We start from the raw sequence: 22,801 nt of genomic DNA, 5'->3' as shown, positions 1-22,801 counted from the left end.
ACCCCCACTCCACGCCCAGCAAGACTTCAGTCCCCAACGACCAGTTGGTTTCCTCCGGGAGGCACCTTTGCGACGCTCCAAGGGCTCTGTCCTCGTCGCCGTGGCGATCGTCGGCACAGTCAGTGCGGTCGCCTACCCCGTCTTCTACTCGTACCCCAACCGCAACGCGGCCGCCGCCGCGGCCGTGCCCACCGGTGACACGGTGACCACGCAGTGGGGGCCGCTCACCCCTGTCGACCGTGACCTCATCATCCGGGTGCGGCTCGCGGGCCTGTGGGAGCTGCCGGCCGGCCAGCAGGCCCTGGAGCGCAGCGGCAGCAAGTCCGTCAGGGAGGCCGCGGACCACCTGATCAAGGGCCACACCGACCTGGACAAGCGGTCCCGGATCATCGCGGCGAAGCTGGGCGTCGAGCTGCCGAACCAGCCCAACGCCCAGCAGCAGGGCTGGCTGGACCAGATGACCGCCGCCAAGACCGAGGCCGAGTACAACAAGACCTGGGCGAACCTGCTGCGGGCCGCGCACGGGAAGATCTTCCCGGCCATCGCCGCCGTGCGGAACCAGACCCGCAACACCCTGGTCCGCCAGCTGGCCTCCGACGCCAACCAGACCGTGCTCGACCACATCACCATCCTGGAGGCGACCGGGGAGATCGACTTCGCGCAGATCGCCGACAACTCGGTCAGCGGTACGGCGAGCCCGACCGGCCCGCCGCCGCCGGTGCCGGGGCAGATCGTGCAGCCCGCGCCCGCCGCGGAGCCGTCGACCAACCCCGATGTGAAGTCGACTCCGTCACCGACCACGCCCGGCCTCGTCCCCACGGGTCGGCCGGACCCGGAGGAGCTGAACAAGGACCAGGGCGTACCGCAGGTCCAGTAGCCGCCGAAAGCTCAAATGTTGCTCTGAAGGTCCCCTTCTCGGGGTTCGGCTCCGGGTGACGGGGCCATGACTCCGTCACGCCGGAGCACAGGTCCGTCGTGAGGAGACGAACACAGGGTCCTGGTGCAGCCGTGGCCGAGGAGGGGACGATGGAGCGGATCGGGCAGCTGGGTACGGGTATCGGATGGCGTCCGGAGATCGCGGACGCCGTCGAGCGCATGGCCGGGTCGGCCGGCGGCGTCGACTGGGTGGAGGTCGTCGCGGAGAACGTCTGCCCCGGTCACCTCCCCGAGTCGCTGCTGCGGCTGCGCGAGCGGGGCGTCACGGTGGTGCCGCACGGCGTCTCGCTCGGCCTCGGCGGCGCCGACCGCCCCGACGAGCAGCGGCTGCGGAACCTCGCCGAACGCGCGGAGGCCCTGGGCGCGCCCCTCGTCACCGAGCACATCGCGTTCGTCCGGGCGGGGGGCGCCCTCACCGCGTCGCCGCGGCTGGAGGCCGGGCATCTGCTGCCGGTGCCGCGCACCCGGGACGCGCTGGACGTGCTGTGCGAGAACGTGCGGATCGCCCAGGAGGCGCTGCCCGTGCCGCTGGCCCTGGAGAACATCGCGGCGCTGATCAACTGGCCCGGCGAGGAGATGACGGAGGGCCAGTTCCTGTACGACCTCGTCGACCGCACCGGGGTCCGGCTCCTCATCGACGTGGCGAACCTCCACACCAACCACGTGAACCGGGGCGAGGACCCCGCGAAGGCGCTGGACGAGCTGCCGGTCGAGGCCATCGCGTACGTCCATGTCGCGGGCGGTTTCGAGCGGGACGGCGTCTGGCACGACAGCCACGCCCACCCGGTGCCCCGGCAGGTCCTCGACGTCCTGGCCGAGCTGGCCTCCCGGGTGGCCCCGCCCGGCGTTCTCCTGGAGCGCGACGAGAACTTCCCGGAGCCGGCCGAGCTGGAGCGCGAGCTGGACGCGATCCGCGGGGTGATGAAGACCGCCGGGGCGCAGGACGGCGCGCCCGCGACGGACGAGCCGACCACGACACCGGCCACCACAGCGAGCGCGGCCACCACGGCCACCGCAGCGACCACGGCGACCGAGCCCGTCACCGCCGGCGGGGAGGCCCCCGAGGGCGAGGGTGAGCCGGTCGCGCGGCAGCGGCTCGGACTGGCCCAGGCCGCGCTGCTGTCGGCGCTGGTCGCGGGGACCCCGGTGCCCGAGGGGTTCGACCGGGTGCGGCTCGGGGTGCAGGCGCGGGCGCTCGCGGCGAAGCGGGCGGACGTCGTGGGCAAGGTCGCGCCGGAGCTGCCGGAGATCCTGGGCACGTCGTACCGGCCGGTGTTCGTGGCGTACGCGCAGGGCAACCCGATTACCGACGGCTACCGGCGCGACGCGCTGTCCTTCGCCGAGCACGTGCTGCTGGGCGACCGGCTCGAGGACGCGGGCACCCGGCGGGCGCTGCGCGAGTGGTGGCTGGAGCGCTCCGGTCCGGCGCCGCTGTCCCGGCGCCCGACGGCGCGCCTGGCCCGCGCGACCCGCAGGGTGCTGCTGCGCCGCTGACCGCCGCGCGCCCCCGCGCCGCCCCGCCCCGGCGCGAGGCGGTCTCTCGCGCGCCCCAAATGTGCTGCGATTAACAAACCCGCGCCCCCTACACGGGTTTCACGTCCCCTTCACTCCACTATCACCTGACCTGTCCACCGCCCCGGGTATCCGATCCGGCGCGATTTGTACCGTCCTCAACCCTTCCTCCTCGTACGGCAGTTGGCATACACCGGGCAGTAACATGCCGGACCGTAGACCAACCCGCACCCGAGGCGCACTGGCGTGCGGTGCCGCAAGCAGGAGGCACCATGCGATCCGACCGACGCAGCAGAGGACTGCTCAATGGAACAGGGCTCATCGTCGCCGGGCTGACGGCGACGCTCCTGGCACTGATCTTCCCGATCTGGTCGTACAGCGACCGCTCGGGCACCGGCGTCGACACGCTCAACGCGTCCACCGTGACGACGCAGTACGGCGCGCTGTCCGGACTGGACCGGGAGTTCATCACCAAGGTCCGGCTGGCGGGGCTGTGGGAACTGCCCGCCGGACAGCAGGCCCAGACGAAGGGCACCACCAAGGCGGTGCGGACGGCCGGCGAGCACCTCGTCGAGGGGCACACCTTCCTCGACGCCCGGGTCCGCAACGTCGCCGCCCGGCTCGGACTGACCCTGCCCAACCAGCCGAACGACCAGCAGAAGGCGTGGCTCGGCACGCTGGACGCGGCGCGGGGCGAACAGTACGACCGGGAGTTCGCGAACATCCTGCGGACGGCCCACGGCAAGGTGTTCTCCGTCGTCGCCCAGGTCCGCGCCACCACCCGCAACTCGCTGGTCCGCGACCTCGCCGACGACGCCAACGCCACCGTCCTCGACCACATCAAGGTCCTGGAGGCCACCGGGCTCGTCGACTACGACGCGATCGCCCGCGACGCGGCCTCGGCGAGCCCCCCGCCCATCACCAACTCCCCGGCCCCGCCCGTCCCGTTGGACGACCCCGGCTCCCCGATCCCGGTGACCCCCTCCCCGACGGCGTCCCCGTCCCAGCAGTACTCCCTGCCCCCGGCGGCGACGGGCCCACGCGAGGAGGACGACGACTAAGGCGCGTCCGCGAAGGCCCGGCCGCGACACCGGCGGCGGGTGCTTTACATCGCCCCCTTCCGAACGAAACATCCCTTTTGTCGCTGTCGTGCTTCGGAGGGATACGCGATGCGAGCTGCCGTGCTGTACGGGACGGTCGGGGCGGTGCTGCTGAGCGGTGTCGCCGCCGTGCCGGCGAGGAGCGAGACGACCGGGGTCGCCGGCGTCGCGGGGGTGGCCGTCGCGGCCCGGCGGGCGGCGGAGGAGGGCATCCGCTTCGGGAAGTGCCCGGCGAAGGAGGGGCTGCCGGACGGGCTGCGCTGCGGGACGGTCAGGGTGCCGCTCGACTACGCCCGGCCCTTCGGCAGGCAGATCTCGCTCACGGTGAGCCGGGTCGAGGCCAAGGGCAGGGGCAAGGTGCCCCGGCAGGGGGCGCTCGTGTTCAACCCCGGCGGGCCCGGCGGCTCCGGGATGTACTTCCCGCTCGTCGGGTTCCTGCCGGAGTGGAAGCGGATCGCGGCGGCGTACGACCTCGTCGGGTACGCGCCGCGCGGCGTCGGCCGGTCGGCGCCGCTGTCCTGCCAGGACCCGAAGCGACTGCACCAGGGCCCCTCCCCCGCGCCCACGCACCCCTCGGCGGCGTACAAGAGGGAGCGGATCGCGCGGGCGAAGGCGTACGCGCGCGGGTGCGCGCGGCGGGCCGGGAGCGCGCTGCGGCACTACCACTCGCTCAACAACGCCCGCGACCTCGACGTGCTGCGCGCCGCGCTCGGCGAGCACCGGCTGACGTTCATGGGGGCGTCGTACGGCACCTACTTCGGGGCGCTGTACGCGACGCTGTTCCCCTCGCGGGTGCGGCGGATGGTCTTCGACTCGGCGGTGAACCCGGACCCCGAGCGGATCTGGTACCGCAACAACCTCGACCAGTCGGCGGCGTTCGAGGAGCGCTGGGCGGACTTCCGCAGGTGGGTCGCCAAGCACCACGAGGTGTACCGGCTGGGGAACACCGCGCAGAAGGTGCTGCGCGGCTACGAGCGGGCCGCCGCCCGCCTGGCCGCCCGGCCGGCCGGAGGGAAGGTGGGGCCGGGGCAGTTGCAGAGCACCTTCCTCCAGGCCGCGTACTACGACGACTACTGGCCGCAGCGCGCGCTCGCCCTCTCCGCGTATCTGCGGGGGGACGCGAAACCGCTGGTCCAGCTGGCCGGGCCGTACCCGGAGGCGGCCGTCGAGCAGGAGAACGCGAACGCGGTGTACACGGCCGTCGAGTGCAACGACGGGCCCTGGCCGACGGACTTCCGGGTCTGGGACCGCGACAACACCCGGCTCGCCCGGACGGCGCCCTTCGAGACCTGGGACAACGTGTGGACGAACCTGCCGTGCGCGTACTGGCCGGCGCCGCGGCAGCGTCCCCTGGATGTGCGCACCGGCCCGGGTGAGCTGCCGCCGACGCTGATCCTCGCGGCCGAGCGGGACGCGGCCGCACCCTACGAGGGGGCGATCGCGCTGCACCGGCGGCTGTGGGGATCGGTGCTGGTGACCGAGCGGGACGCCGGGAGCCATGGCCTCGCCGGCGGGCCCAACAAGTGCGTCAACGCGTATCTGGAGGCGTATCTGCTGGAGGGCCGGGCGCCCGACAGGCGGGCGGCCTGCGCGGGGCGGCCGGAGCCGAAGCCCGGCTCGGCGCGGTCGACGGCGGGGCTCCCCGCGCCCCTCACGGGGCGCGGGTAGGCGTTACGCCAAGCCCTCGACCAGTTCCGCGACCGACTTCCGGCGGCCGGTGTAGAACGGGACCTCCTCGCGGACGTGCATCCGGGCCTCGGAGGCACGCAGGTGCCGCATGAGGTCGACGATGCGGTACAGCTCGTTGGCCTCGAACGCCAGGATCCACTCGTAGTCGCCCAGCGAGAACGAGGCGACCGTGTTGGCGCGGACGTCGGGGAAGCCGCGGGCCATCTTGCCGTGGTCGGCGAGCATCCGGCGGCGGTCCTCGTCGGGCAGCAGGTACCAGTCGTAGGAGCGCACGAAGGGGTACACGCTGACGTAGTCGCGGGGCGTCTCGTCGGCGAGGAACGCCGGGATGTGCGAGCGGTTGAACTCGGCGGGGCGGTGCAGCGCCATGTTCGACCACACCGGCGTGAGGGCGCGGCCCAGCCGGGTGCGGCGGAAGAGGTTGTACGCCTCCTGGAGCTGGTCGCTGGTCTCGGCATGCCACCAGATCATGAGGTCGGCGTCGGCGCGCAGGCCCGACAGGTCGTACGTGCCGCGCACGGTGACGTCCTTCGCGGCGAGCTGGTCGAACAGCTCCTGGACCTCGTCGGCGTAACCGCTGCGGTCCTCCGGGAGCACGTCCTTCAGCTTGAAGACGGACCACAGCGTGTAACGGATGACCTCGTTGAGGTCCTTGGCCAGCTTGCCCTTGTTGGGGACGCGGCCGGACTCGGTGGTGGGGGCGTCGTCGCTCATGGAACTCATTCTCCCGCTCCGCCGTGCAGGCTCTGCACCGGGTTGGCCGTGAGGTCCTGCACAGCGCGCAGGTCACCGTGGATCTGGTCGACGGCGGCGGCCGCGCTCGCGACGCAGGCGGGGACACCGACGCCGTCGTAGGCCGCGCCGCAGACGGCGAGGCCGGGCAGCTTGCCGAGGTGCTCGCGGATCCGGGCCACGCGCGCGTGGTGGCCGACCGGGTACTGGGGCAGACCGTCGTCCCAGCGGGTGACGCGGGTCTCGACGGGGTCGGCGGTCAGGCCGATGGCCTCGCGCAGGTCGTGGCGGGAGACGTCGACGAGGTGGGCGTCCTCGTGCTCCAGGATCTCCGTCTCGCCGTGGCGGCCCACGGAGGTCCGCAGGATCAGCAGGCCGGGGTTCTGCCCGGCGATCCAGCCCCACTTCTGGGAGGCGAAGGTGGACGCCTTGATGGTGCGCCCGTCGACGGGCGGTACGAGGAAGCCGCTGCCCTCGGGGAGGGTGACGTCGGCGCGGCGGTAGGCGAGGGTGACGAGGGCCATGGACGCGTACTCGACGGCGGCGAGCTCGACGGCGGCCTCGGGGGCCTCGGCGCGCAGCAGGTCCGCCGCGACGGGGGCGGGGGCGGCGACGACGACGGCGTCGGCGTGCAGCACCCGGCCGCCGGCGGTGACGCGCCAGCCGCCGGTGCTCTCACGGCGCAGCTCCGTGACGGGGCTGCGGGTGAGGACCTCGGCGCCGCGGGCCCGCACCGACTCCGCGACGGCGAGCGGCAGTTGTCCCACGCCGCCCTCGATACCCATGAACACGGGGCCGGTCGGCTGGGCGGCGGCCGCGCGGGCCTGGATCTCGCGGACGGCCTCGGTGAGGGAGGTGTGGGTCCGGGCGGCCTGGAAGAGCTGCGGCACGGCCGAGCGCATCGAGATGCGGTAGGCGTCGCCCGCGTAGACGCCGCCGAGCAGCGGCTCCACCAGGCGGTCCACGACCTCCCTGCCGACGCGGGCCGCCACGTACTCCCCCACCGCCACATCGTCGCCGACCTCGGTGCGGGGCAGGTCCGCGTCGCGCTCGATCCGGGCCAGGCCCTCGTCGGACAGCACTCCGGAGAGGGCGGACGCGGTGCCGGGGACGCCCATGACGTGGCCCTTGGGCATGGGCCGCAGCGCACCCCGGGTCCACAGGGAGGCGGTGGCGGTGGCGGGCGGCTGGAGCCGGTCGGCGAGTCCGACCTGCCGGGCGAGGGCGACCGCCTCGGGGCGGCGGGCCAGCAGGGACTCGGCGCCGAGGTCGACGCGCGCGCCCGCGATCTCGCCGGGCAGCAGTTTGCCGCCGACCCGGTCCGAGGCCTCCAGGACGGTCACCCTGGCGCCTCGCTCCAGAAGTCCGTGCGCGGCGGCCAGACCCGCGATCCCGGCTCCTACGACGACGACATGTCCGGCTTCCGGACGTGATCCGCTCATGGCTCCACCTTCTCAGACGCCCCCGACGGCCCTGGTAGGGCCGTGTGGCCCCACCGAGTCCCGACCGTGACCGCTTCGGGACCACCGCACGCCAACGTTCCGCCGCCCTCCGGCGTCGAAGGAGCGTCATCAGCAAGCAGGACACGACTTTCGGGGGTACGCCGCCATGGCTCAGACACACATACGACGGTCCCGACGGCCCGCGGGGGTCTTCGCCGCCCTGTTCCTCGCCGCCGCCCTGGCGCTCACCGGCTGCGGAGCCAATGACGACAGTTCGGACGGCGGGGCGGCCTCCGACAGCAAGGCCGGCGCCGCGGCCCGGCAGGAAGGGGCCCTGAGCGGCGAGAGCGGCGGCGGCTCGAAGAAGGACCAGTCCGCCGACACCGCGCCGAAGCTCGGAGCGAGCCACATCATCCGTACCGCGAGCCTGACCGTGCGGGTGAAGGACGCGCCGACGGCGCTGGAGGAGGCCCGGACGGTCACCGAGAACGCGGGCGGGTTCGTGGGCGGCGAGTCCACGACCCGCGACGGGGAGGGCCGTGAGCGCACCCGGGTGGTGCTGCGGGTGCCCTCCGAGAAGTACGAGGAGGTGCTCACCGCGCTGGAGGGCACGGGCAGGCTGATCGAGCGCAAGGCCAAGGCGGAGGACGTCACCGACCAGGTGGTGGACGTGGAGAGCCGGATCAGGACGCAGCGGGCGAGCGTGGCCCGGATCCGCGAGCTGATGGACCGGGCGACCAAGCTCAGCGATGTCGTCACGTTGGAGGGCGAGTTGAGCACGCGCCAGGCGGACCTGGAGTCGCTGCTCGCCCGGCAGAAGTCCCTGAAGGACCGCACGAGCCTCGCGACCATCACGCTGTCGCTGTCGGAGACCGCGGTGAAGAAGGCCGCCGAGGACGACGAGCCGGGGTTCGTGGACGCGCTGGCGGGCGGCTGGAACGCGTTCGTCGCGGTGTTCCGCTGGCTGGGCATGGCACTCGCCGCGGTCCTGCCGTTCGCGGCGGCCACCGCCCTCGTCCTGCTGCTGTGGTTCCGCTTCTTCGGCCGTTCACGGCGTCCCGCCCCGGCCGCGGAGCAGGAAGGCGGCGAGGAGAGCTGAAATGCGGGGCGGTCGTAGCGTGTTCCCATGAACATGAGCCGTACGGAACGTTCGAGGGAACGCCTGGTCGTCGTCGGAGGAGACGCGGCGGGGATGTCCGCCGCGTCGCAGGCGCGCCGACTGCGAGGGCCCGACGAGTTGGAGATCGTGGCGTTCGAGCGGGGCCACTTCACCTCGTACTCGGCGTGCGGCATCCCCTACTGGGTCGGCGGTGACGTCCCCGAGCGGGACCGGCTCATCGCCCGCTCGCCCGAGGAACACCGGGCCCGCGACATCGATCTGCGGATGCGCACGGAGGTCGTGGAGATCGACGTCGAGGGCAGGCGGGTACGCGCGCGTGGCGTCGACACGGGCGAGGAGTACTGGACGTCGTACGACAAGCTGGTGATCGCGACCGGCGCCCGCCCGATCCGCCCTGACCTGCCCGGTGTCGACGCCCCCGGGGTGCACGGGGTGCAGAACCTCGACGACGGGCAGGCCCTCCTCGACACGCTGGCCGCCACCGGGGGCCGCCGCGCGGTGGTCGTCGGCGCCGGCTACATCGGCGTGGAGATGGCGGAGGCGCTCATCAACCGGGGGTACGAGGTCACGGTCGTCAACCGCGGCAAGGAGCCGATGTCGACGCTGGACCCGGACATGGGCCGGCTGGTGCACCGGGCCATGGAGGGCATGGGCATCACCATGGTCGACGACGCCGAGGTCACCAAGTTCCTCACGGGCGACGACGGCCGGGTCCGGGCGGTCGCCACGGACGACGCCGAGTACCCGGCGGACGTGGTGGTCCTCGGTATCGGGGTGCGCCCGGAGACGGGGTTGGCGAGGGCGGCGGGCCTTCCTGTCGGTGACCGCGGCGGCCTGCTGACCGACCTGTCGATGCGGGTCCGCGGCCATGAGGACATCTGGGCGGGCGGCGACTGCGTGGAGGTCCTGGACCTGGTCTCCGGCCGTGAACGCCACATCCCGCTCGGCACCCACGCCAACAAGCACGGCCAGGTCATCGGCGCGAACGTCGGCGGCGGTTACGCCACGTTCCCCGGTGTCGTCGGCACCGCCGTCAGCAAGGTCTGCGACCTGGAGATCGCCCGCACCGGTCTGCGCGAGAAGGACGCCGACCGCGCGGGCCTCCAGTACGTGGCCGTCACCATCGAGTCCACCAGCCGTGCCGGCTACTACCCGGGCGCCGCCCCGATGACGGTCAAGATGCTCGCCGAACGCCGCACGGGCCGCCTCCTGGGCGTCCAGATCGTCGGCCGGGAGGGCGCGGGCAAACGCGTCGACGTCGCCGCCGTGGCCCTGACGGCGGGCATGACGGTCGAACAGATGACAGCCCTGGACCTGGGGTACGCCCCGCCCTTCTCGCCGGTGTGGGACCCGGTCCTGGTGGCGGCGAGAAAGGCGGTGACGGCGGTACGTTCGGACGCCTGAGCCCTCCGGGGGCGCGGTGAACTCCCGTGCCCCGGTGCTGAGCCCTGTCGTCCAATTCCCACCTACCCCCCTTCGGACGACGGCGGGAATTTGACGACAGGGCCTAGACGGCCGAGGAGTTCCCGCTGATCCGGTCGATGGCCTGCATCGCCTGGTCCGAGCCAGGACGCGACGGCAGCGACGACACGGACGCGGACGAGGTCACCGCGGCGGGAGCGGTGGGCGCCGTCGCCGGCTTGGCGTGCGCGGCGGCCGCCCGGACCGACCGCAGCCGGTGGCTCACCGCCTCGTCCAGCGTCACCGGCCGCTGCATGCGCGCGGACAGCCGCCCGGCCTCCTGGCCGAGCGCGGCAACGTCTTCCCAGGTGAGCTTCACCACCAGGGACAGTTCCGCCTCACCGTCGGGGGTGGCGTGCATCGAAGGAGTGACTCGGTCGTTCATCGCCTGTTCCTCACGTAGATCCGCGGTTGAGGACACATACGCACCACCGCGCACGAGCGTTCACACGTCCGACGCCGGTGTGCGCGGCCGGCGGACAGGCTGGTTCCGGCCCCGTATCGCGGGCACACGATCCCTGTGGTCATCCCCGTGCACGACGTGAACCCCGTTCGCGGCACGCCCTACGTGACATACACGCTGATCGCCGCGAACCTCTTCGTCTTCGTCTTCATGCCCGGCCTCGCCGGTTCGACGGCCGGTGACAGCGGCGCGGCCCAGCTGTGCCATCTCCACGCGTTCGTGGAGCAGTACGCGGCGGTGCCACGGGAGTTGATCCACCATCAGCTGCCGGGTCTGGTGCCCACCGGCACGGTCGATCCCCGTACCGGCGGCTGTCTGGTGGGGGCGCCGGGCTACGACAAGTCACCCGCCCTGTCCGTCCTCACCGCGATGTTCCTGCACGGCGGTTGGCTCCATCTGCTGGGCAACCTGCTGTTCCTGCTGATCTTCGGCAACAACGTCGAGGACCGGCTGGGCCATGTGCGCTTCGCGCTGTTCTACGGGGCGTGCGGCTATGCGGCGACGTACGGCTACGCGCTCCTCAACGCCGACTCCGGTGAACCGCTGATCGGCGCGTCCGGGGCGATCGCCGGGGTCCTCGGCGCGTATCTGGTGCTCTTCCCGAGGGCCCGGGTCTGGGTCCTGGTGCCGTTCCTGGTCTTCCTGCCGCTGCGGCTGCCCGCGTGGCTGGTGCTGGGCTCCTGGTTCGTGCTCCAGGCGGTGAACTCGTCCGACGAGGGCGCCTTCGAGGCGGGGACGGTGGCGTACGCGGCCCACATCGTCGGCTTCGTCGCCGGCATGCTGCTCGCCTGGCCCCTGCGCCCGGGCACCCCGCCCCCGCCCGAGCCGCAGCGCCTGCTGTGGGGCAGGCGGACACGACACGGGTGGTGAGGACGGGTTCCCCGCGGGGGCGGGAGCCCCGCGAAGTGGACGCGGAACTAGGCCGACAGGGCCTAGCGGGCGGTCTGCTCGTGGACGTACTCCACGAGGCGGGTCAGCGCGTCGGGGTCGGTGGAGGGCAGGACGCCGTGGCCCAGGTTGAAGACATGGCCCTCCAGCCCGGCGGCCGAGTCGAGCACCTCGCGGGTCTTGGTGCGGACGGCCTCGGGGCCGGCGAACAGGACAGTCGGGTCGAGGTTGCCCTGGAGCGCCTTGCCGGGGCCGACGCGGCGGGCGGCCTCGTCGAGCGGGACGCGCCAGTCGACACCGACGACGTCCGCGCCCGCCTCTCCCATCAGGCCCAGCAGCTCGCCGGTGCCGACGCCGAAGTGGATGCGCGGGACGCCGTATCCGGCGACGGCGTCGAAGACCTTGGCCGAGGCGGGCAGCACCGAGCGGCGGTAGTCGGCGGGGGCGAGCGCGCCGGCCCAGGAGTCGAAGAGCTGGACGGCGGAGGCGCCGGCCTCGATCTGGACCCGGAGGAACGCGGCGGTGATCTCCGCCAGCCGGTCGAGCAGGTCGGCCCAGAGCTCCGGGTCGCCGTACATCATCGCCTTGGCGTTCTCGTAGGTGCGGGAGGGGCCGCCCTCGACGAGATAGCTGGCCAGGGTGAAGGGGGCGCCGGCGAAGCCGATGAGCGGGGTCTCCCCCAGCTCGGCGGTGAGCATCCTGATCGCCTCGGTGACGTACGAGACGTCCTCGGGGGTCAGGTCACGCAGCCGGGCGAGGTCGGCGCGGCTGCGGATCGGGCTCTCGACGACGGGGCCGACGCCGGGCTTGATGTCCAGGTCGAGGCCGATGGCCTTGAGCGGGACGACGATGTCGCTGAAGTAGATCGCCGCGTCCACGTTGTGCCGGCGGACGGGCTGGAGCGTGATCTCCGTGACCAGCTCGGGCCGCATGCACGACTCCAGCATCGGGATGCCCTCGCGCACCTTCAGGTACTCCGGCAGGGAGCGCCCGGCCTGCCGCATGAACCACACCGGTGTGTGCGGGACGGGCTCGCGCCTGCACGCCTTGAGGAAGGCTGAGTTCTTGACGGCGTCGCGCGTGGCGGTCGGCTGGTGGCCCGAGGGGCTGGCGTTGGCACTCACGAGGCAAAGTCTCGCACGCCCGCTTGACAGGGGCGGCCGGGGCTGTGGACAACTGGGGGCACCGATTGTTTCCGGCCACCCGTGCCGGGAGCGGCCCGGGCGCGTTCGCTGAGCGCGATCCGACCGTGACCCAGCGCACGGGTGTCTTGCCCTGCGCCGGGGCCCCGTTCCCCTTAATGTTCCCGCATGGCTGCGGCTCAGGGACGACTGTCGGACGACGCTGGCGGAATGGACGACGCGAAGGAGGGGGAGCGCGATGCGAGCGGGACGGCCCCATTGCCGTTCCGCTCCGCCGTCGAAGCGCTGAGGGCCACACGCCTGCGGCCCGAGATCGAGATCGAGCAGACCCGGCCGCCGCAGCGGCTCGCCCCCTACGCGTACGCCCTGGAGGCCGCGGTCGTCGAGGGCGACGAGGACCTGGCCGACGGCCGTCTCGTCCTGCTGTACGACCCGGCGGGACACGACGCCTGGCAGGGCTCCTTCCGGCTGGTGACATTGATCCGCGCGGAGCTGGAGCCGGAGATGGCCGCCGATCCGCTGCTGCCCGAGGTGTGCTGGTCCTGGCTGACCGGCGCGCTGCAGTCCCGCGGGCTGTCCTACGGCGAGCCGAGCGGGACGGTGACCCGGGCCAGCTCGCACTACTTCGGCGGGCTGGCGGCGCGGCCCGCGGCCTCCCAGATCGAGATCCGGGCGTCCTGGACCCCGCGCGAGGTGCTGGGCGGCGTGCCGGACACGGCGGCGCACCTCGCGTCCTGGTGCGATCTGCTCGCCCAGACCGCCGGGCTGCCGCCCGCGGCCGATCCGGGTGACGCGGCGGTGGTGTCGTTGCCGCAGCGCCGGGGGCCGCAGTCACGCTGAACCCGTCGCCGCCCGAGGACCGTGCCCCTGAGGGGCACGGTCCTTTTGTGTGCCGTGTCGCCACGCCGATCGAAACCATCACTTTGTCGATACGGCCACTTTCGGCCTCGTATCGACGCGAAGCGACACCGTTCGATCTTCGAATGATCGAAGGCGTGTCCGAATTGCACGGATTGTTACTCACCAAATCGTGATCATTCTCTAAAGGAGCAGAGGTTTGGTGCCGAAGACCTCTGTGACCTTGAAACCACGGTTCGTCCCGGCTTCGACCCCACGAGCCCAGCGAGCCGGCCCCTCGTCCCGCACCCAGGAGGCCTGGTGTCCGTTCTCCTCGAGCAGCCCGCAAGCCTGGTCGCCTACCGTCCGAACAAGCCGACCGCGATGGTGGTGGTGGCCGATCCGCGTGTGCGGTCGACCGTCACCCGCCATCTGTGGGCGCTCGGTGTCCGCGATGTCATCGAGGCCTCGTCCATCGCCGAGGCCCGTCCCCGCATCGGCAACCCCCGTGACATCTGCGTGGCAGACGTCCATCTGCCGGACGGTTCCGGCCTGACCCTCCTCTCCGAGACCCGGGCCGCCGGCTGGCCCAACGGTCTCGCGCTCTCCGCCGCCGACGACATCGGCGCCGTCCGCAACGCCCTCGCGGGCGGTGTGAAGGGATACGTCGTCACCGGCACCCGCACCAACATCGGGCTGCCCACCCGCCCCGGCGCCGCACCCCTCGGCTCCGCCGCCCGTATGCACCGCCGCCCCCCGGGTGCCCCGAGCCACCCGGGCGGCTACCGGGAGCTGTCGGGCCGCGAGGTCGAGGTGCTGCGCCTGGTCGCGGAGGGCCAGTCGAACAAGGCGATCGGCGTGTCGATGGGCCTGTCCGCGCTCACCGTCAAGAGCCACCTCGCCCGTATCGCCCGCAAGCTCGGCACCGGCGACCGCGCCGGAATGGTCGCTGTGGCCCTGCGCACCGGGATCATCCACTGAGGCCGCGCCGATCCACCGCGTCGCACCGGATCGGCCGGGAAGGGGCCGAGATCGTTCGATGATGCCCGGCCTCTCCCGATTCGCCGGAAAGTTTCACTGACACGTGTGACACATGACTTGTTTACGCCCCTTCATGGCCCGCCGACGGAACGTTCCGTCGGCGGGCCATGTCCATACACAGATACCCTTGACAGGTGACCGACGCCCAAGAGACCGCAGCAGACAGCACCCTGCGAACCACCGGAGGCGCCCCTCCGGACGACGGCGGATCTTCTGATGCGGGGGCGCCGATCCCTTTGCTGGAGCCCCGGGACGGCATTCCGCCCGTGATCGCCGACGAGGCGACGCTTGCCGAGGTGATCGCCGCGTTCGCCGCCGGCTCCGGCCCCGTCGCCGTCGACGCCGAACGCGCGTCCGGCTACCGCTACGGCCAGCGCGCCTATCTGGTGCAGCTGCGCCGTGAGGGCGCGGGCACCGCGCTCATCGACCCCGTCGCCTGCCCGGACCTCTCCGGGCTCGGCGAGGCGCTCTCCGACGCGGAGTGGGTGCTCCACGCGGCCACCCAGGACCTGCCGTGCCTGCGCGAGATAGACATGGTCCCGAGCCGCCTCTTCGACACCGAGCTGGCCGGCCGCCTCGCCGGGTTCCCCCGCGTCGGTCTCGGCGCGATGGTGGAGAACGTCCTCGGCTACGTCCTGGAGAAGGGCCACTCCGCGGTCGACTGGTCGACCCGCCCGCTGCCCGAGCCGTGGTTGCGCTACGCCGCCCTCGACGTGGAGCTGCTCGTCGATCTGCGCGACGCCCTGGAGAAGGAGCTGGACCGGCAGGGCAAGCTCGAATGGGCCCGCCAGGAGTTCGACGCGATCGCGACGGCACCGCCCGCCGAGCCGCGCAAGGACCCCTGGCGGCGCACGTCGGGGATGCACAAGGTGCGCCGCCGGCGGCAGATGGCGGTCGTACGGGAGCTGTGGGAGGCCCGCGACCGTATCGCACGGCGGCGGGACGTCTCCCCGGGCAAGGTCCTCAGCGACGCGGCGATCGTCGAGGCGGCCCTGGCACTGCCGGCCAACACGCACGCCCTCGCCGCGCTGAACGGGTTCGGGCACCGCATGGGGCGGCGCCAGCTGGAGCAGTGGCAGGCGGCGGTGGACCGGGCGAAGGCACTGCCCGAGACCGCGCTGCCGGCGCACGGGCAGCCGGTGACGGGTCCGCCGCCGCCGAAGGCGTGGGCCGACAAGGACCCGGCGGCGGCCGCGCGGCTGTCCGCGGCGCGGGCCGGGGTGAGCGCGCTGGCGGAGCAGCTGAACATGCCGCAGGAGAACCTGATCACGCCGGACACGGTGCGGCGCCTGTGCTGGGAGCCGCCGGTCACGGCTGACGCCGACTCGATCTCCGCGTCGCTCGCCGGGTACGGGGCGCGGGCGTGGCAGGTGGAGCTGGTGACGCCGGTGCTGGTGGGGGCGCTGTCGGCGGTGGGCAGGAGCGCGTAGCCGCATCCGGGGAGGGGCCGCTTCAGGGGGTGCGCATGGGGGTGCGTCTCCGGGTGCGGGTGCGTGGGGGCTGGTCGCGCGGTTCCCCGCGTCCCGCAGGGGCGCACCCGGCGACCGCACGGCACCCCTCCCCTTACTTCGTCGCTCCCCTCATGAAGCCGTTGTAGATGAATCTCTGCAGGGCCAGGAAGACGATCAGGGTCGGCAGGATGACCAGGACCGTGCCCGCCGAGATCGTTTCCCAGTGGGCGGCGTAGGGGCCCTTGAAACGGAACAGGGATGTCGAGATCACGCCAAGGTCTTCCGAGGGCATGTAGAGGAAGGGGATGTAGAAGTCGTTGTAGACGGTGATCCCCTTCACGATGACGACGGTCGCGATCGCCGGTTTCAGGAGCGGGAAGATGATCTTCCGGTAGATGGTGAACGCGTTGGCGCCGTCCAGGCGGGCCGCCTCGTCCAGGGAGATCGGGATCGACCGGACGAACTGCAGGAAGATGTAGATCGACACGATGTCGGTGCCCATGTAGAGGGCGATCGGCGCCCAGAGGCTGTCGAACATGCCGAAGCTGTCGACGATCTGGAAGGTCGCCACCTGGGTGGTCACCCCGGGCACCAGCGTGGCGACGAGGAAGAGCGCGACGACCAGCCTGCGGAAGCGGAAGGTGAAGCGGTCGATGGCGTAGGCGGCCATCGAGCCGATGACCACCGTGCCGGTGACGGCGAACAGCAGGATGAAGGCCGTGTTGCCGAACGCGGCGAGCATCTCGCCGTCCCGGAACGCCGTCGCGTAGTTCCGGAGGTTGAGGAGGTCGTCGGGCAGACCGAGTGCCCGGCTGCCCCTCGCCGTCTCCCGCTCGGACTTGAGCGAGGTCAGGAACACCACCGCGAGCGGCAGCAGGACGACCAGGGACGCGGCGGCCAGGGAGAGGTACGTGAGCGTCCGGGCGACCCGGCGGCGTACCACCGGGGTCGGGTGCGCGAGCGTCATGTGAGGTCCACCTTGTCGTCGGGGACGAGGCGCCGCTGCACCCAGGTCACCGCGAGGATGATCAGCAGCAGGACCACGGCGGCGGCCGAGGCGAGGCCCGTCTTGTTGAAGCGGAAGGCCAGGTCGATCGTCTGGATCACGAAGGTCTCGGTGCCGGTGGCGCCGCCGGTCATGATGTACGGGATCTCGAAGACCGAGAGGGAACCGGAGATCGACAGGATCACGCTCAGGCTCAGCACCGGTTTGATGCCGGGCGCGATGATGTACCGGAACTGGTGCCGGCGGCTCGCCCCGTCGAGTTCGGCGGCCTCGTACAGCTCGCCCGGGATGGACTGGATCGCGCCGAGGAAGAGCACGAAGTTCAGGCCCATGTAACGCCACACCGAGACGCTCGCGAGGGAGATGTTCGCGGAGGTCGAGGTGCCCAGCCAGGCGCGGTCGGACTCGTACCCGACGAGGGCGAGGACCGAGTCGAGGGTGCCGCCGTCCTGGAAGAAGTAGAGGAAGACGAAGCCGATCGCGACGCCGTTGATCAGGTACGGGAAGAACAGCACGCCCTTGAAGAAGTTCCGGAAGCGGACGTTGAAGCTGAGGACCGTCGCGAAGTACAGGGCGAGGGCGATCTGCACCGCCGAGGCGGCCAGGTAGTAGCCGCTGACGAAGAAGACCTGGAACAGTTCGGGGCGGGTGAAGATCTCCACGTAGTTGCCGGCGCCGGTGTAGTTCAGCTCGGGGCTGACGCCGTCCCAGTCGGTGAAGCTGTACGCCAGCATGTTGACGACCGGGGCGTAGGTGAAGGCGACCAGGAGGGCCAGCGGGGCGGCGAGGAACAGCCACGGGGTGAGCTTCCGCCACAGGAGCACCTTGCGGGGGGCCGGGCTCGGCACCGGGGGCCGTGGCGCGGCCGACGGGGGCCGCGCCACCTTCTCGGTCGTGTGCGTGGCGGGCATCAGGAACCCACGGTCTTCTGCGCCTCGGTCCAGCGCTTGCCCAGGTCGTCGAGGAAGTCGTCGAGGGTGCCGTCCTTCGCGCCGCGGGCGAGGTCGACGAGGTCCTGGCGGTACTCGGGGGCGTAGATGCCGACCTCCGAGGCGTTGTCGATCTCCTTGACCTGGCCGCCCTCGGCGTCGTCGAGTTCGATGAGCTTCACGCCCTGTTCCTCGTACGGCTTGAGCGACTCGGGCAGCGGGGCGTTCCTCGGCGTCGCGATCGACAGGTTGTCCTCGGCGTACCCGGACTTGTCGGTGAACCAGTCGACCCAGGCGCGGGCGGCCGCCTTGTGCTTCGAGTGGATGCTGACGGCCTGGTTGTAGTCGGGGTTGGCGGTGGCGCACGCCTTGCCGTCGACGCGGACGGGGAACGGCATGAAGCCGATGTCGTCGGGGTCGGCCCCGGCCTTCTCGGCCGCCTGCCGGAACTGGATGACCGCCCAGCTGCCGAGCCATGCCGTGGCGATCTCGCCCTTGGCCAGCTTGGGCTTGGACTCCTCCCAGTTGGTGGTCGTCGGGTCCTTCTCGATCAGGCCCTGTTTGACGATGTCGTACAGCAGGGTGTCCCCGACGCGCAGTTCACCGTTCTCGCCCCACGGGTTGCCCTCGGCGAGGGCGGTGGTGGCGCCGGTGTCGCAGCTGACGGAGCCGTTGACGAACGTCCACTGGGTCAGCGGCCACTGGGCGGCGAAGTTGGTGTAGTACGGAACGGCGTCCGTCCTGGACTTGATGGCCTTCAGCGCGGTGAGGAACTCGTCCGGTGTGGTCGGCCAGTCGGTGACGCCGGCCTTCGCCCAGATCCGCTTGTTGTAGAGGAAGCCCGGGGTCGCGCCCATGGGGCTCTGGCCGTAGACCTTGCCGTCGACGGTGGTGAAGTCGGTGAAGCGGTACTTCTCGGCGAGCTCGTCCTGGGTGCCGAGGGAGGCGAAGAACCTGGGGTAGTCGTTCTTCTTGATGACGCTCGGGATCATGAGGACGTCGCCGTAGTTCTTCGTGTTCATACGGATCTTGACTTCGGCCTCGTAGTCCGTGATCGCGTCGAACTCGACCTTCACCTTCGGGTAGATCCTGTTGAACTCCGCCGCGTACTTCTTCATCGTGCCGTCCTGCACGATGTCGGTGCGATGGGTGAGGACCTTGATGGTTCCGGACACCTTCGACGGGTCGTCGGGTGCCTTCGCGTCGGCGGCCTTCGCGCCTCCTCCGCTGCCTGTGCAGCCCGACGCGAGGAGCGCGGCGGCGAGCAGGGTTCCGGTGAGCGTCCTTCGGTGGTTCATGTGCACCAGCTCCGTTCGGGACGGACGAGCACGGGTGGGTTGGCTGGTTCGGCACTCTGGCAGCCGTTCACTGAACCGGTAAAGTCCCAATTCCGCCAAGGGCTCCGAAACTTTTCGCGGCGCTGTCGCGCCATCGACTGGACCGGTTCAGGAGGGCGCATGCTCCACGCCACCCCGCTCACCGAGGGCTGGACCCTGCGGCACGAGGGGCGGGAGCTGCCCGCCGCCGTACCCGGGTGCGTGCACACCGATCTGCTGGCGGCGGGGCTGATCCCGGACCCCTTCCTCGGGCGCAACGAGACCGAGGTGGCGTGGGTGGGGCGCCGGGAGTGGACGTACGAGGTGGACCTGCCGGGGACGGGGGCGGGCGGCACGCGGGAGCGGACCGACCTGGTCTTCGACGGGCTCGACACCGCCGCCGAGATCCGGCTCGACGGGCGGCTGCTGGGGTCGGTGCGGAACATGCACCGGTCGTACCGATTCGACGTCACGGGGATGAGCGGCCGGCTCTCGGTGCGGTTCGCCTCCGCGTACGCCGAGGCGGAGGCGGTGCGCGAGCGGCTCGGTGACCGGCCGAACGCGTATCCCGAGCCCTTCCAGTTCATCCGCAAGATGGCCTGCTCGTTCGGCTGGGACTGGGGGCCGACCCTGGTCACGGCGGGGATCTGGCGGCCGGTGCGGCTTGAGCGCTGGTCGACGGCCCGGATCGCCCGCGTACGGCCGCTGGTGACGGTCGAGGGGACGACCGGGCGGGTGGAGCTGCACGTCGAGGTGGAGCGGACGGCCGTGGCGGCGGGGCTGCGGCTCCGCGCGCGGGCGGGGGGCGTCGACGCGGTCGCGGAGGTCGAGGGCGCGAGCGGCGTCGTCCGGCTGGAGGTGCCCGGCGTCGAACGGTGGTGGCCGCGTGGGTACGGTGAACAGCCGCTGTACGACGTGGAGTTGACCTTGCACGAGGACGGTGGCCAGGAGCTCGACGCCTGGCGGCGGCGGGTCGGGTTCCGGACCGTGGAGCTGGACCGGGGGGCCGACGAGCACGGCACCGGGTTCACCTTCGTCGTCAACGGCGAGCGGCTGTTCGCGCGGGGCGTGAACTGGATCCCGGACGACGTGTTCCCCTCCCGCGTCACCCGCGAGCGCTACCGCACCCGGCTCACCCAGGCCGCCGACGCCGGTGTCGACCTCGTGCGGATCTGGGGCGGCGGGATCTACGAGAGCCATGACTTCTACGACGTCTGCGACGAGCTGGGGCTGCTGGTCTGGCAGGACTTCCCCTTCGCGTGCGCCGCCTACCCGGAGGAGCAACCGCTGCGGGGCGAGGTGGAGGCCGAGGCCCGGGAGAACGTCGTACGGCTGATGCCGCACCCCTCGCTGGTGCTGTGGAACGGCAACAACGAGAACCTGTGGGGGTTCCGGGACTGGGGCTGGGAGGAGCGGCTCGCCGGGGAGTCCTGGGGCGAGGGGTACTACCTGGGCGTACTGCCGCGGATCGTCGCGGAACTGGACCCGACGCGGCCGTACACGGCGGGCAGCCCCTGGTCGGGGTCCTGGGACCACCATCCGAACGACCCGGCGCACGGTACGCATCACTCCTGGGAGGTGTGGAACCGGGAGGACTACGCGGAGTACCGGGCGAACGTGCCCCGGTTCGTGGCGGAGTTCGGCTGGCAGGCGCCGCCCGCGTACGCCACGCTGCGGCGGGCGCTGGCCGACGCCGGGGAGGAACTGGCCGCCGACTCGCCGGGGATGCTGCACCACCAGAAGGCGGAGGACGGCAACGGGAAGCTGGAGCGGGGCCTGGCCCGTCATTTCGCCCTGCCCGAGGGGGACTTCGACCGGTGGCACTATCTGACGCAGCTCAACCAGGCGCGGGCCGTCGCCGCGGGCATCGAGCACTGGCGGTCGCACTGGCCGGTGTGCGCGGGCACGGTCGTGTGGCAGCTCAACGACTGCTGGCCGGTGACGTCCTGGGCGGCGATCGACGGCGACGGCAGGGAGAAGCCGCTGTACCACGAGCTGCGGCGGCTGTACGCGGACCGGCTGGTGACGCTCCAGGAGCGGGGCGGGGCGCTGGTGCTGGCCGTCGTGAACCAGGCGGGTGAGGTGTGGGAGCCGACCGCGCCGCGGTTGCGGCGAATGTCCGTGGACGGCGAGGTGATCGCCGAGTTCCCGGTCCCCGGCGAGGCCGTCGGGCCTCGCGCGGTCGCCGAGGTGCCCGTGCCCCGTGAGCTGGAGCCGACGGGCGCGAAGGAGTTCCTGGTGGCGGACGTCGACGGGCTGCGGGCGGTGCACTTCCCCGCGCCCGACCGCGAAGTGCCCTACCCCCGGCCGGGGTTCGACGTCGAGGTGGCGCCGGGGGCGGTGACCGTGACCGCGCGGACACTGGTGCGGGATCTGCTCCTCCAGGCCGACCGGCTGGGCGCGGGGGCCCGGGCCGACACCGGGCGGGTCACGCTGCTGCCCGGGGAGCGGGTCACCATCGGTGTGACGGGCTGGGAGACCGTGCCGGACGAGGCGGCCGTCCGGCGGGCCCTGTTCTGTGTGGAGCCGGCCCGATGAGCACACCCCCTCGGGTGACGATCAAGGACGTCGCCGCGCGTGCCGGAGTGTCCAAGGGGGCGGTCTCGCTCGCCTTCAACCGGAAGCCGGGGCTGTCCGACGCCACACGGGACCGGATCTTCGCGGCGGCGCGGGAGCTCGGGTGGGCGCCGAACCTGACGGCGCGGTCGCTGTCGAGCCGGCGCGTGGACGTCGTGGGGCTGGCGATCTGCCGGCCGGCGCGGCTGCTGGGCCTCGAACCCTTCTACATGGAGTTCGTCTCCGGGGTGGAGAGCGTGCTGACCGAGCGGTCCTGCTCGCTGCTGCTGCGTCTCGTGCGGAACGTGGACGAGGAGATGGCGGTACAGGACGCCTGGTGGCGGGGGCGGCAGGTCAGCGGGTCGATCCTGGTGGACTTCCGCGCGGACGATCCGAGGGCGGCTTCGGCGCGGCGGCTCGGCATGCCGGTCGTCGCGGTCGGGCACCCGTCCCTGACCGGGGGGCTCACCTCGGTGTGGACGGACGACGCGACCGCCGTGACGGAGGCGGTGCGGTACCTCGCGGCGCTCGGGCACCGGCGGATCGCGCGGGTCGGGGGCGCCGCCCTGCTGGGGCACACGGCCATCCGCACGGCGGCGGTCGACGAGGCGGCGCGGCGGCTGGGGCTGGCCGGGGTGCGTCAGGTGACGACCGACTTCTCCGGGGAGGACGGCGCCCGGGCGACGCGGTCGCTGCTCAGCGCGCCCGGCGGGGACCGGCCGACCGCGATTCTCTACGACAACGACATCATGGCGGTGGCGGGGCTGTCGGTGGCCGCGGAGATGGGCGTGCGGGTGCCGGCGGAGGTCTCCCTGCTGGCCTGGGACGACTCCCAGCTGTGCCGGCTGACCCGGCCGACCCTGTCGGCGATGAGCCATGACGTGCACGGGTTCGGCGCGGAGGTCGCGCGGACCCTGTTCGAGGTGATCGCCGGGGAGGGGGCCGGGTCGCATCCGGTGGCGACTCCTGTACTTGTGCCCCGGGGGTCCACCGCGCCGGCCCCCTGATCCAGCCGTAAGGGAAGGGGACGCGTTGCGCCGGGCGCGACCGCGGGTGCGTTTCGGGCTGGTCGGGCGGTCGCCCGTACCCCTAAGCTGGACATGTGTAACCGACGGTAACACGCCGAGGGCGTGTGACGTTCACCGCTCCCGCCCCCAGGGGTGGGCAGTCCGGTTACTCG

The 22,801-nt window shown here is 72.1% G+C and carries 19 protein-coding genes; 12 read left to right on the top strand and 7 right to left on the bottom strand.

Going from position 1 to position 22,801, the window contains the following annotated elements; genetic code table 11:
- Positions 1-67 precede the first annotated feature (67 nt).
- The 4 genes from ACZ4Z2_RS07255 (at position 68) to ACZ4Z2_RS07240 (ending at position 5,216) form a co-directional block, all read left to right on the top strand.
- Entirely contained in the window at positions 68-877 is an 810-nt protein-coding gene (locus ACZ4Z2_RS07255) for a DUF4142 domain-containing protein (RefSeq protein WP_468073267.1), read from the top strand.
- 149 nt (positions 878-1,026) lie between these two features.
- Positions 1,027-2,430, top strand: a complete 1,404-nt coding sequence (locus ACZ4Z2_RS07250; protein ID WP_468073265.1) for an MbnB/TglH/ChrH family RiPP precursor modification enzyme — start codon at positions 1,027-1,029, stop codon at positions 2,428-2,430.
- Positions 2,431-2,720: 290 nt separating this feature from the next.
- Positions 2,721-3,509, top strand: a complete 789-nt coding sequence (locus ACZ4Z2_RS07245; RefSeq protein ID WP_468073263.1) for a DUF4142 domain-containing protein — start codon at positions 2,721-2,723, stop codon at positions 3,507-3,509.
- 108 nt (positions 3,510-3,617) lie between these two features.
- Positions 3,618-5,216, top strand: coding sequence for an alpha/beta hydrolase (locus ACZ4Z2_RS07240; protein WP_468073261.1), 1,599 nt, complete (start codon positions 3,618-3,620; stop codon positions 5,214-5,216).
- A 3-nt stretch (positions 5,217-5,219) separates the two neighbouring features.
- Here ACZ4Z2_RS07240 and hemQ read toward each other — a convergent pair whose 3' ends face one another.
- Together hemQ and hemG are read right to left on the bottom strand one after the other, a co-directional pair.
- Positions 5,220-5,951: a hydrogen peroxide-dependent heme synthase gene (hemQ, locus tag ACZ4Z2_RS07235; protein ID WP_468073259.1), complete on the bottom strand. Its 732-nt coding sequence runs from the start codon at positions 5,949-5,951 to the stop codon at positions 5,220-5,222.
- 5 nt (positions 5,952-5,956) lie between these two features.
- On the bottom strand, positions 5,957-7,411 hold the full coding sequence (gene hemG, locus ACZ4Z2_RS07230) for a protoporphyrinogen oxidase (protein ID WP_468073258.1): 1,455 nt from the start codon (positions 7,409-7,411) through the stop codon (positions 5,957-5,959).
- A gap of 166 nt (positions 7,412-7,577) precedes the next feature.
- On the opposite strand from hemG, the gene ACZ4Z2_RS07225 reads away from it, so the two are divergent.
- Positions 7,578-8,510 carry a DUF4349 domain-containing protein gene (locus ACZ4Z2_RS07225; RefSeq protein WP_468073256.1) on the top strand — a complete coding sequence of 311 codons (933 nt, stop codon included), beginning with the start codon at positions 7,578-7,580 and terminating at the stop codon, positions 8,508-8,510.
- 27 nt (positions 8,511-8,537) lie between these two features.
- Complete coding sequence (locus tag ACZ4Z2_RS07220) at positions 8,538-9,935, top strand: FAD-dependent oxidoreductase (RefSeq protein WP_468073254.1); 1,398 nt, start codon at positions 8,538-8,540, stop codon at positions 9,933-9,935.
- Between the two features lie 103 nt (positions 9,936-10,038).
- On the opposite strand, the gene ACZ4Z2_RS07215 is transcribed toward ACZ4Z2_RS07220, so the two are convergent.
- The gene (locus ACZ4Z2_RS07215; protein WP_468073252.1) at positions 10,039-10,377 is read right to left on the bottom strand and encodes a hypothetical protein; all 339 of its coding nucleotides are present in this window, start codon (positions 10,375-10,377) and stop codon (positions 10,039-10,041) included.
- Positions 10,378-10,512: 135 nt separating this feature from the next.
- Here ACZ4Z2_RS07215 and ACZ4Z2_RS07210 point away from each other — a divergent pair, with 135 nt between their 5' ends.
- Complete coding sequence (locus tag ACZ4Z2_RS07210) at positions 10,513-11,325, top strand: rhomboid family intramembrane serine protease (protein WP_468073251.1); 813 nt, start codon at positions 10,513-10,515, stop codon at positions 11,323-11,325.
- Between the two features lie 62 nt (positions 11,326-11,387).
- Here the strand turns inward: ACZ4Z2_RS07210 and hemE are convergent, their stop codons facing one another.
- Positions 11,388-12,467 carry a uroporphyrinogen decarboxylase gene (gene hemE / locus ACZ4Z2_RS07205; protein WP_468073249.1) on the bottom strand — a complete coding sequence of 360 codons (1,080 nt, stop codon included), beginning with the start codon at positions 12,465-12,467 and terminating at the stop codon, positions 11,388-11,390.
- 228 nt (positions 12,468-12,695) lie between these two features.
- On the opposite strand from hemE, the gene ACZ4Z2_RS07200 reads away from it, so the two are divergent.
- The 3 genes from ACZ4Z2_RS07200 (at position 12,696) to ACZ4Z2_RS07190 (ending at position 15,793) form a co-directional block, all read left to right on the top strand.
- Positions 12,696-13,325 (top strand): DUF3000 domain-containing protein, encoded by a 630-nt coding sequence (locus tag ACZ4Z2_RS07200; RefSeq protein ID WP_468073247.1) that lies wholly within the window; start codon positions 12,696-12,698, stop codon positions 13,323-13,325.
- A 318-nt stretch (positions 13,326-13,643) separates the two neighbouring features.
- On the top strand, positions 13,644-14,303 hold the full coding sequence (locus ACZ4Z2_RS07195; protein WP_055540149.1) for a helix-turn-helix transcriptional regulator: 660 nt from the start codon (positions 13,644-13,646) through the stop codon (positions 14,301-14,303).
- Between the two features lie 194 nt (positions 14,304-14,497).
- Positions 14,498-15,793: an HRDC domain-containing protein gene (locus ACZ4Z2_RS07190; protein ID WP_468073244.1), complete on the top strand. Its 1,296-nt coding sequence runs from the start codon at positions 14,498-14,500 to the stop codon at positions 15,791-15,793.
- A gap of 133 nt (positions 15,794-15,926) precedes the next feature.
- Here the strand turns inward: ACZ4Z2_RS07190 and ACZ4Z2_RS07185 are convergent, their stop codons facing one another.
- From ACZ4Z2_RS07185 to ACZ4Z2_RS07175, 3 genes are read right to left on the bottom strand one after another with little or no spacing between them, the layout of a single operon-like run.
- A complete protein-coding gene (locus ACZ4Z2_RS07185) occupies positions 15,927-16,781 on the bottom strand; it encodes a carbohydrate ABC transporter permease (RefSeq protein ID WP_468073242.1) in 855 nt (284 codons plus the stop codon).
- A complete protein-coding gene (locus ACZ4Z2_RS07180; RefSeq protein ID WP_468073240.1) occupies positions 16,778-17,731 on the bottom strand; it encodes a carbohydrate ABC transporter permease in 954 nt (317 codons plus the stop codon). The genes ACZ4Z2_RS07185 and ACZ4Z2_RS07180 overlap by 4 nt, the downstream gene beginning before the upstream one ends.
- Positions 17,731-19,047: an ABC transporter substrate-binding protein gene (locus tag ACZ4Z2_RS07175; protein WP_468073238.1), complete on the bottom strand. Its 1,317-nt coding sequence runs from the start codon at positions 19,045-19,047 to the stop codon at positions 17,731-17,733. Before ACZ4Z2_RS07175 ends, ACZ4Z2_RS07180 begins: the two co-directional genes overlap by 1 nt.
- Positions 19,048-19,206: 159 nt before the next feature.
- Here ACZ4Z2_RS07175 and ACZ4Z2_RS07170 point away from each other — a divergent pair, with 159 nt between their 5' ends.
- Positions 19,207-21,603, top strand: a complete 2,397-nt coding sequence (locus ACZ4Z2_RS07170) for a glycoside hydrolase family 2 protein (RefSeq protein WP_468073236.1) — start codon at positions 19,207-19,209, stop codon at positions 21,601-21,603.
- Positions 21,600-22,628, top strand: a complete 1,029-nt coding sequence (locus tag ACZ4Z2_RS07165) for a LacI family DNA-binding transcriptional regulator (RefSeq protein ID WP_468073234.1) — start codon at positions 21,600-21,602, stop codon at positions 22,626-22,628. Before ACZ4Z2_RS07170 ends, ACZ4Z2_RS07165 begins: the two co-directional genes overlap by 4 nt.
- Positions 22,629-22,801 lie beyond the last annotated feature (173 nt).

Source organism: Streptomyces sp. NPDC030183 (assembly GCF_055573455.1).
Note: the sequence above shows the minus strand (reverse complement) of the source record. Positions and strands in the feature narration are given on the sequence as shown.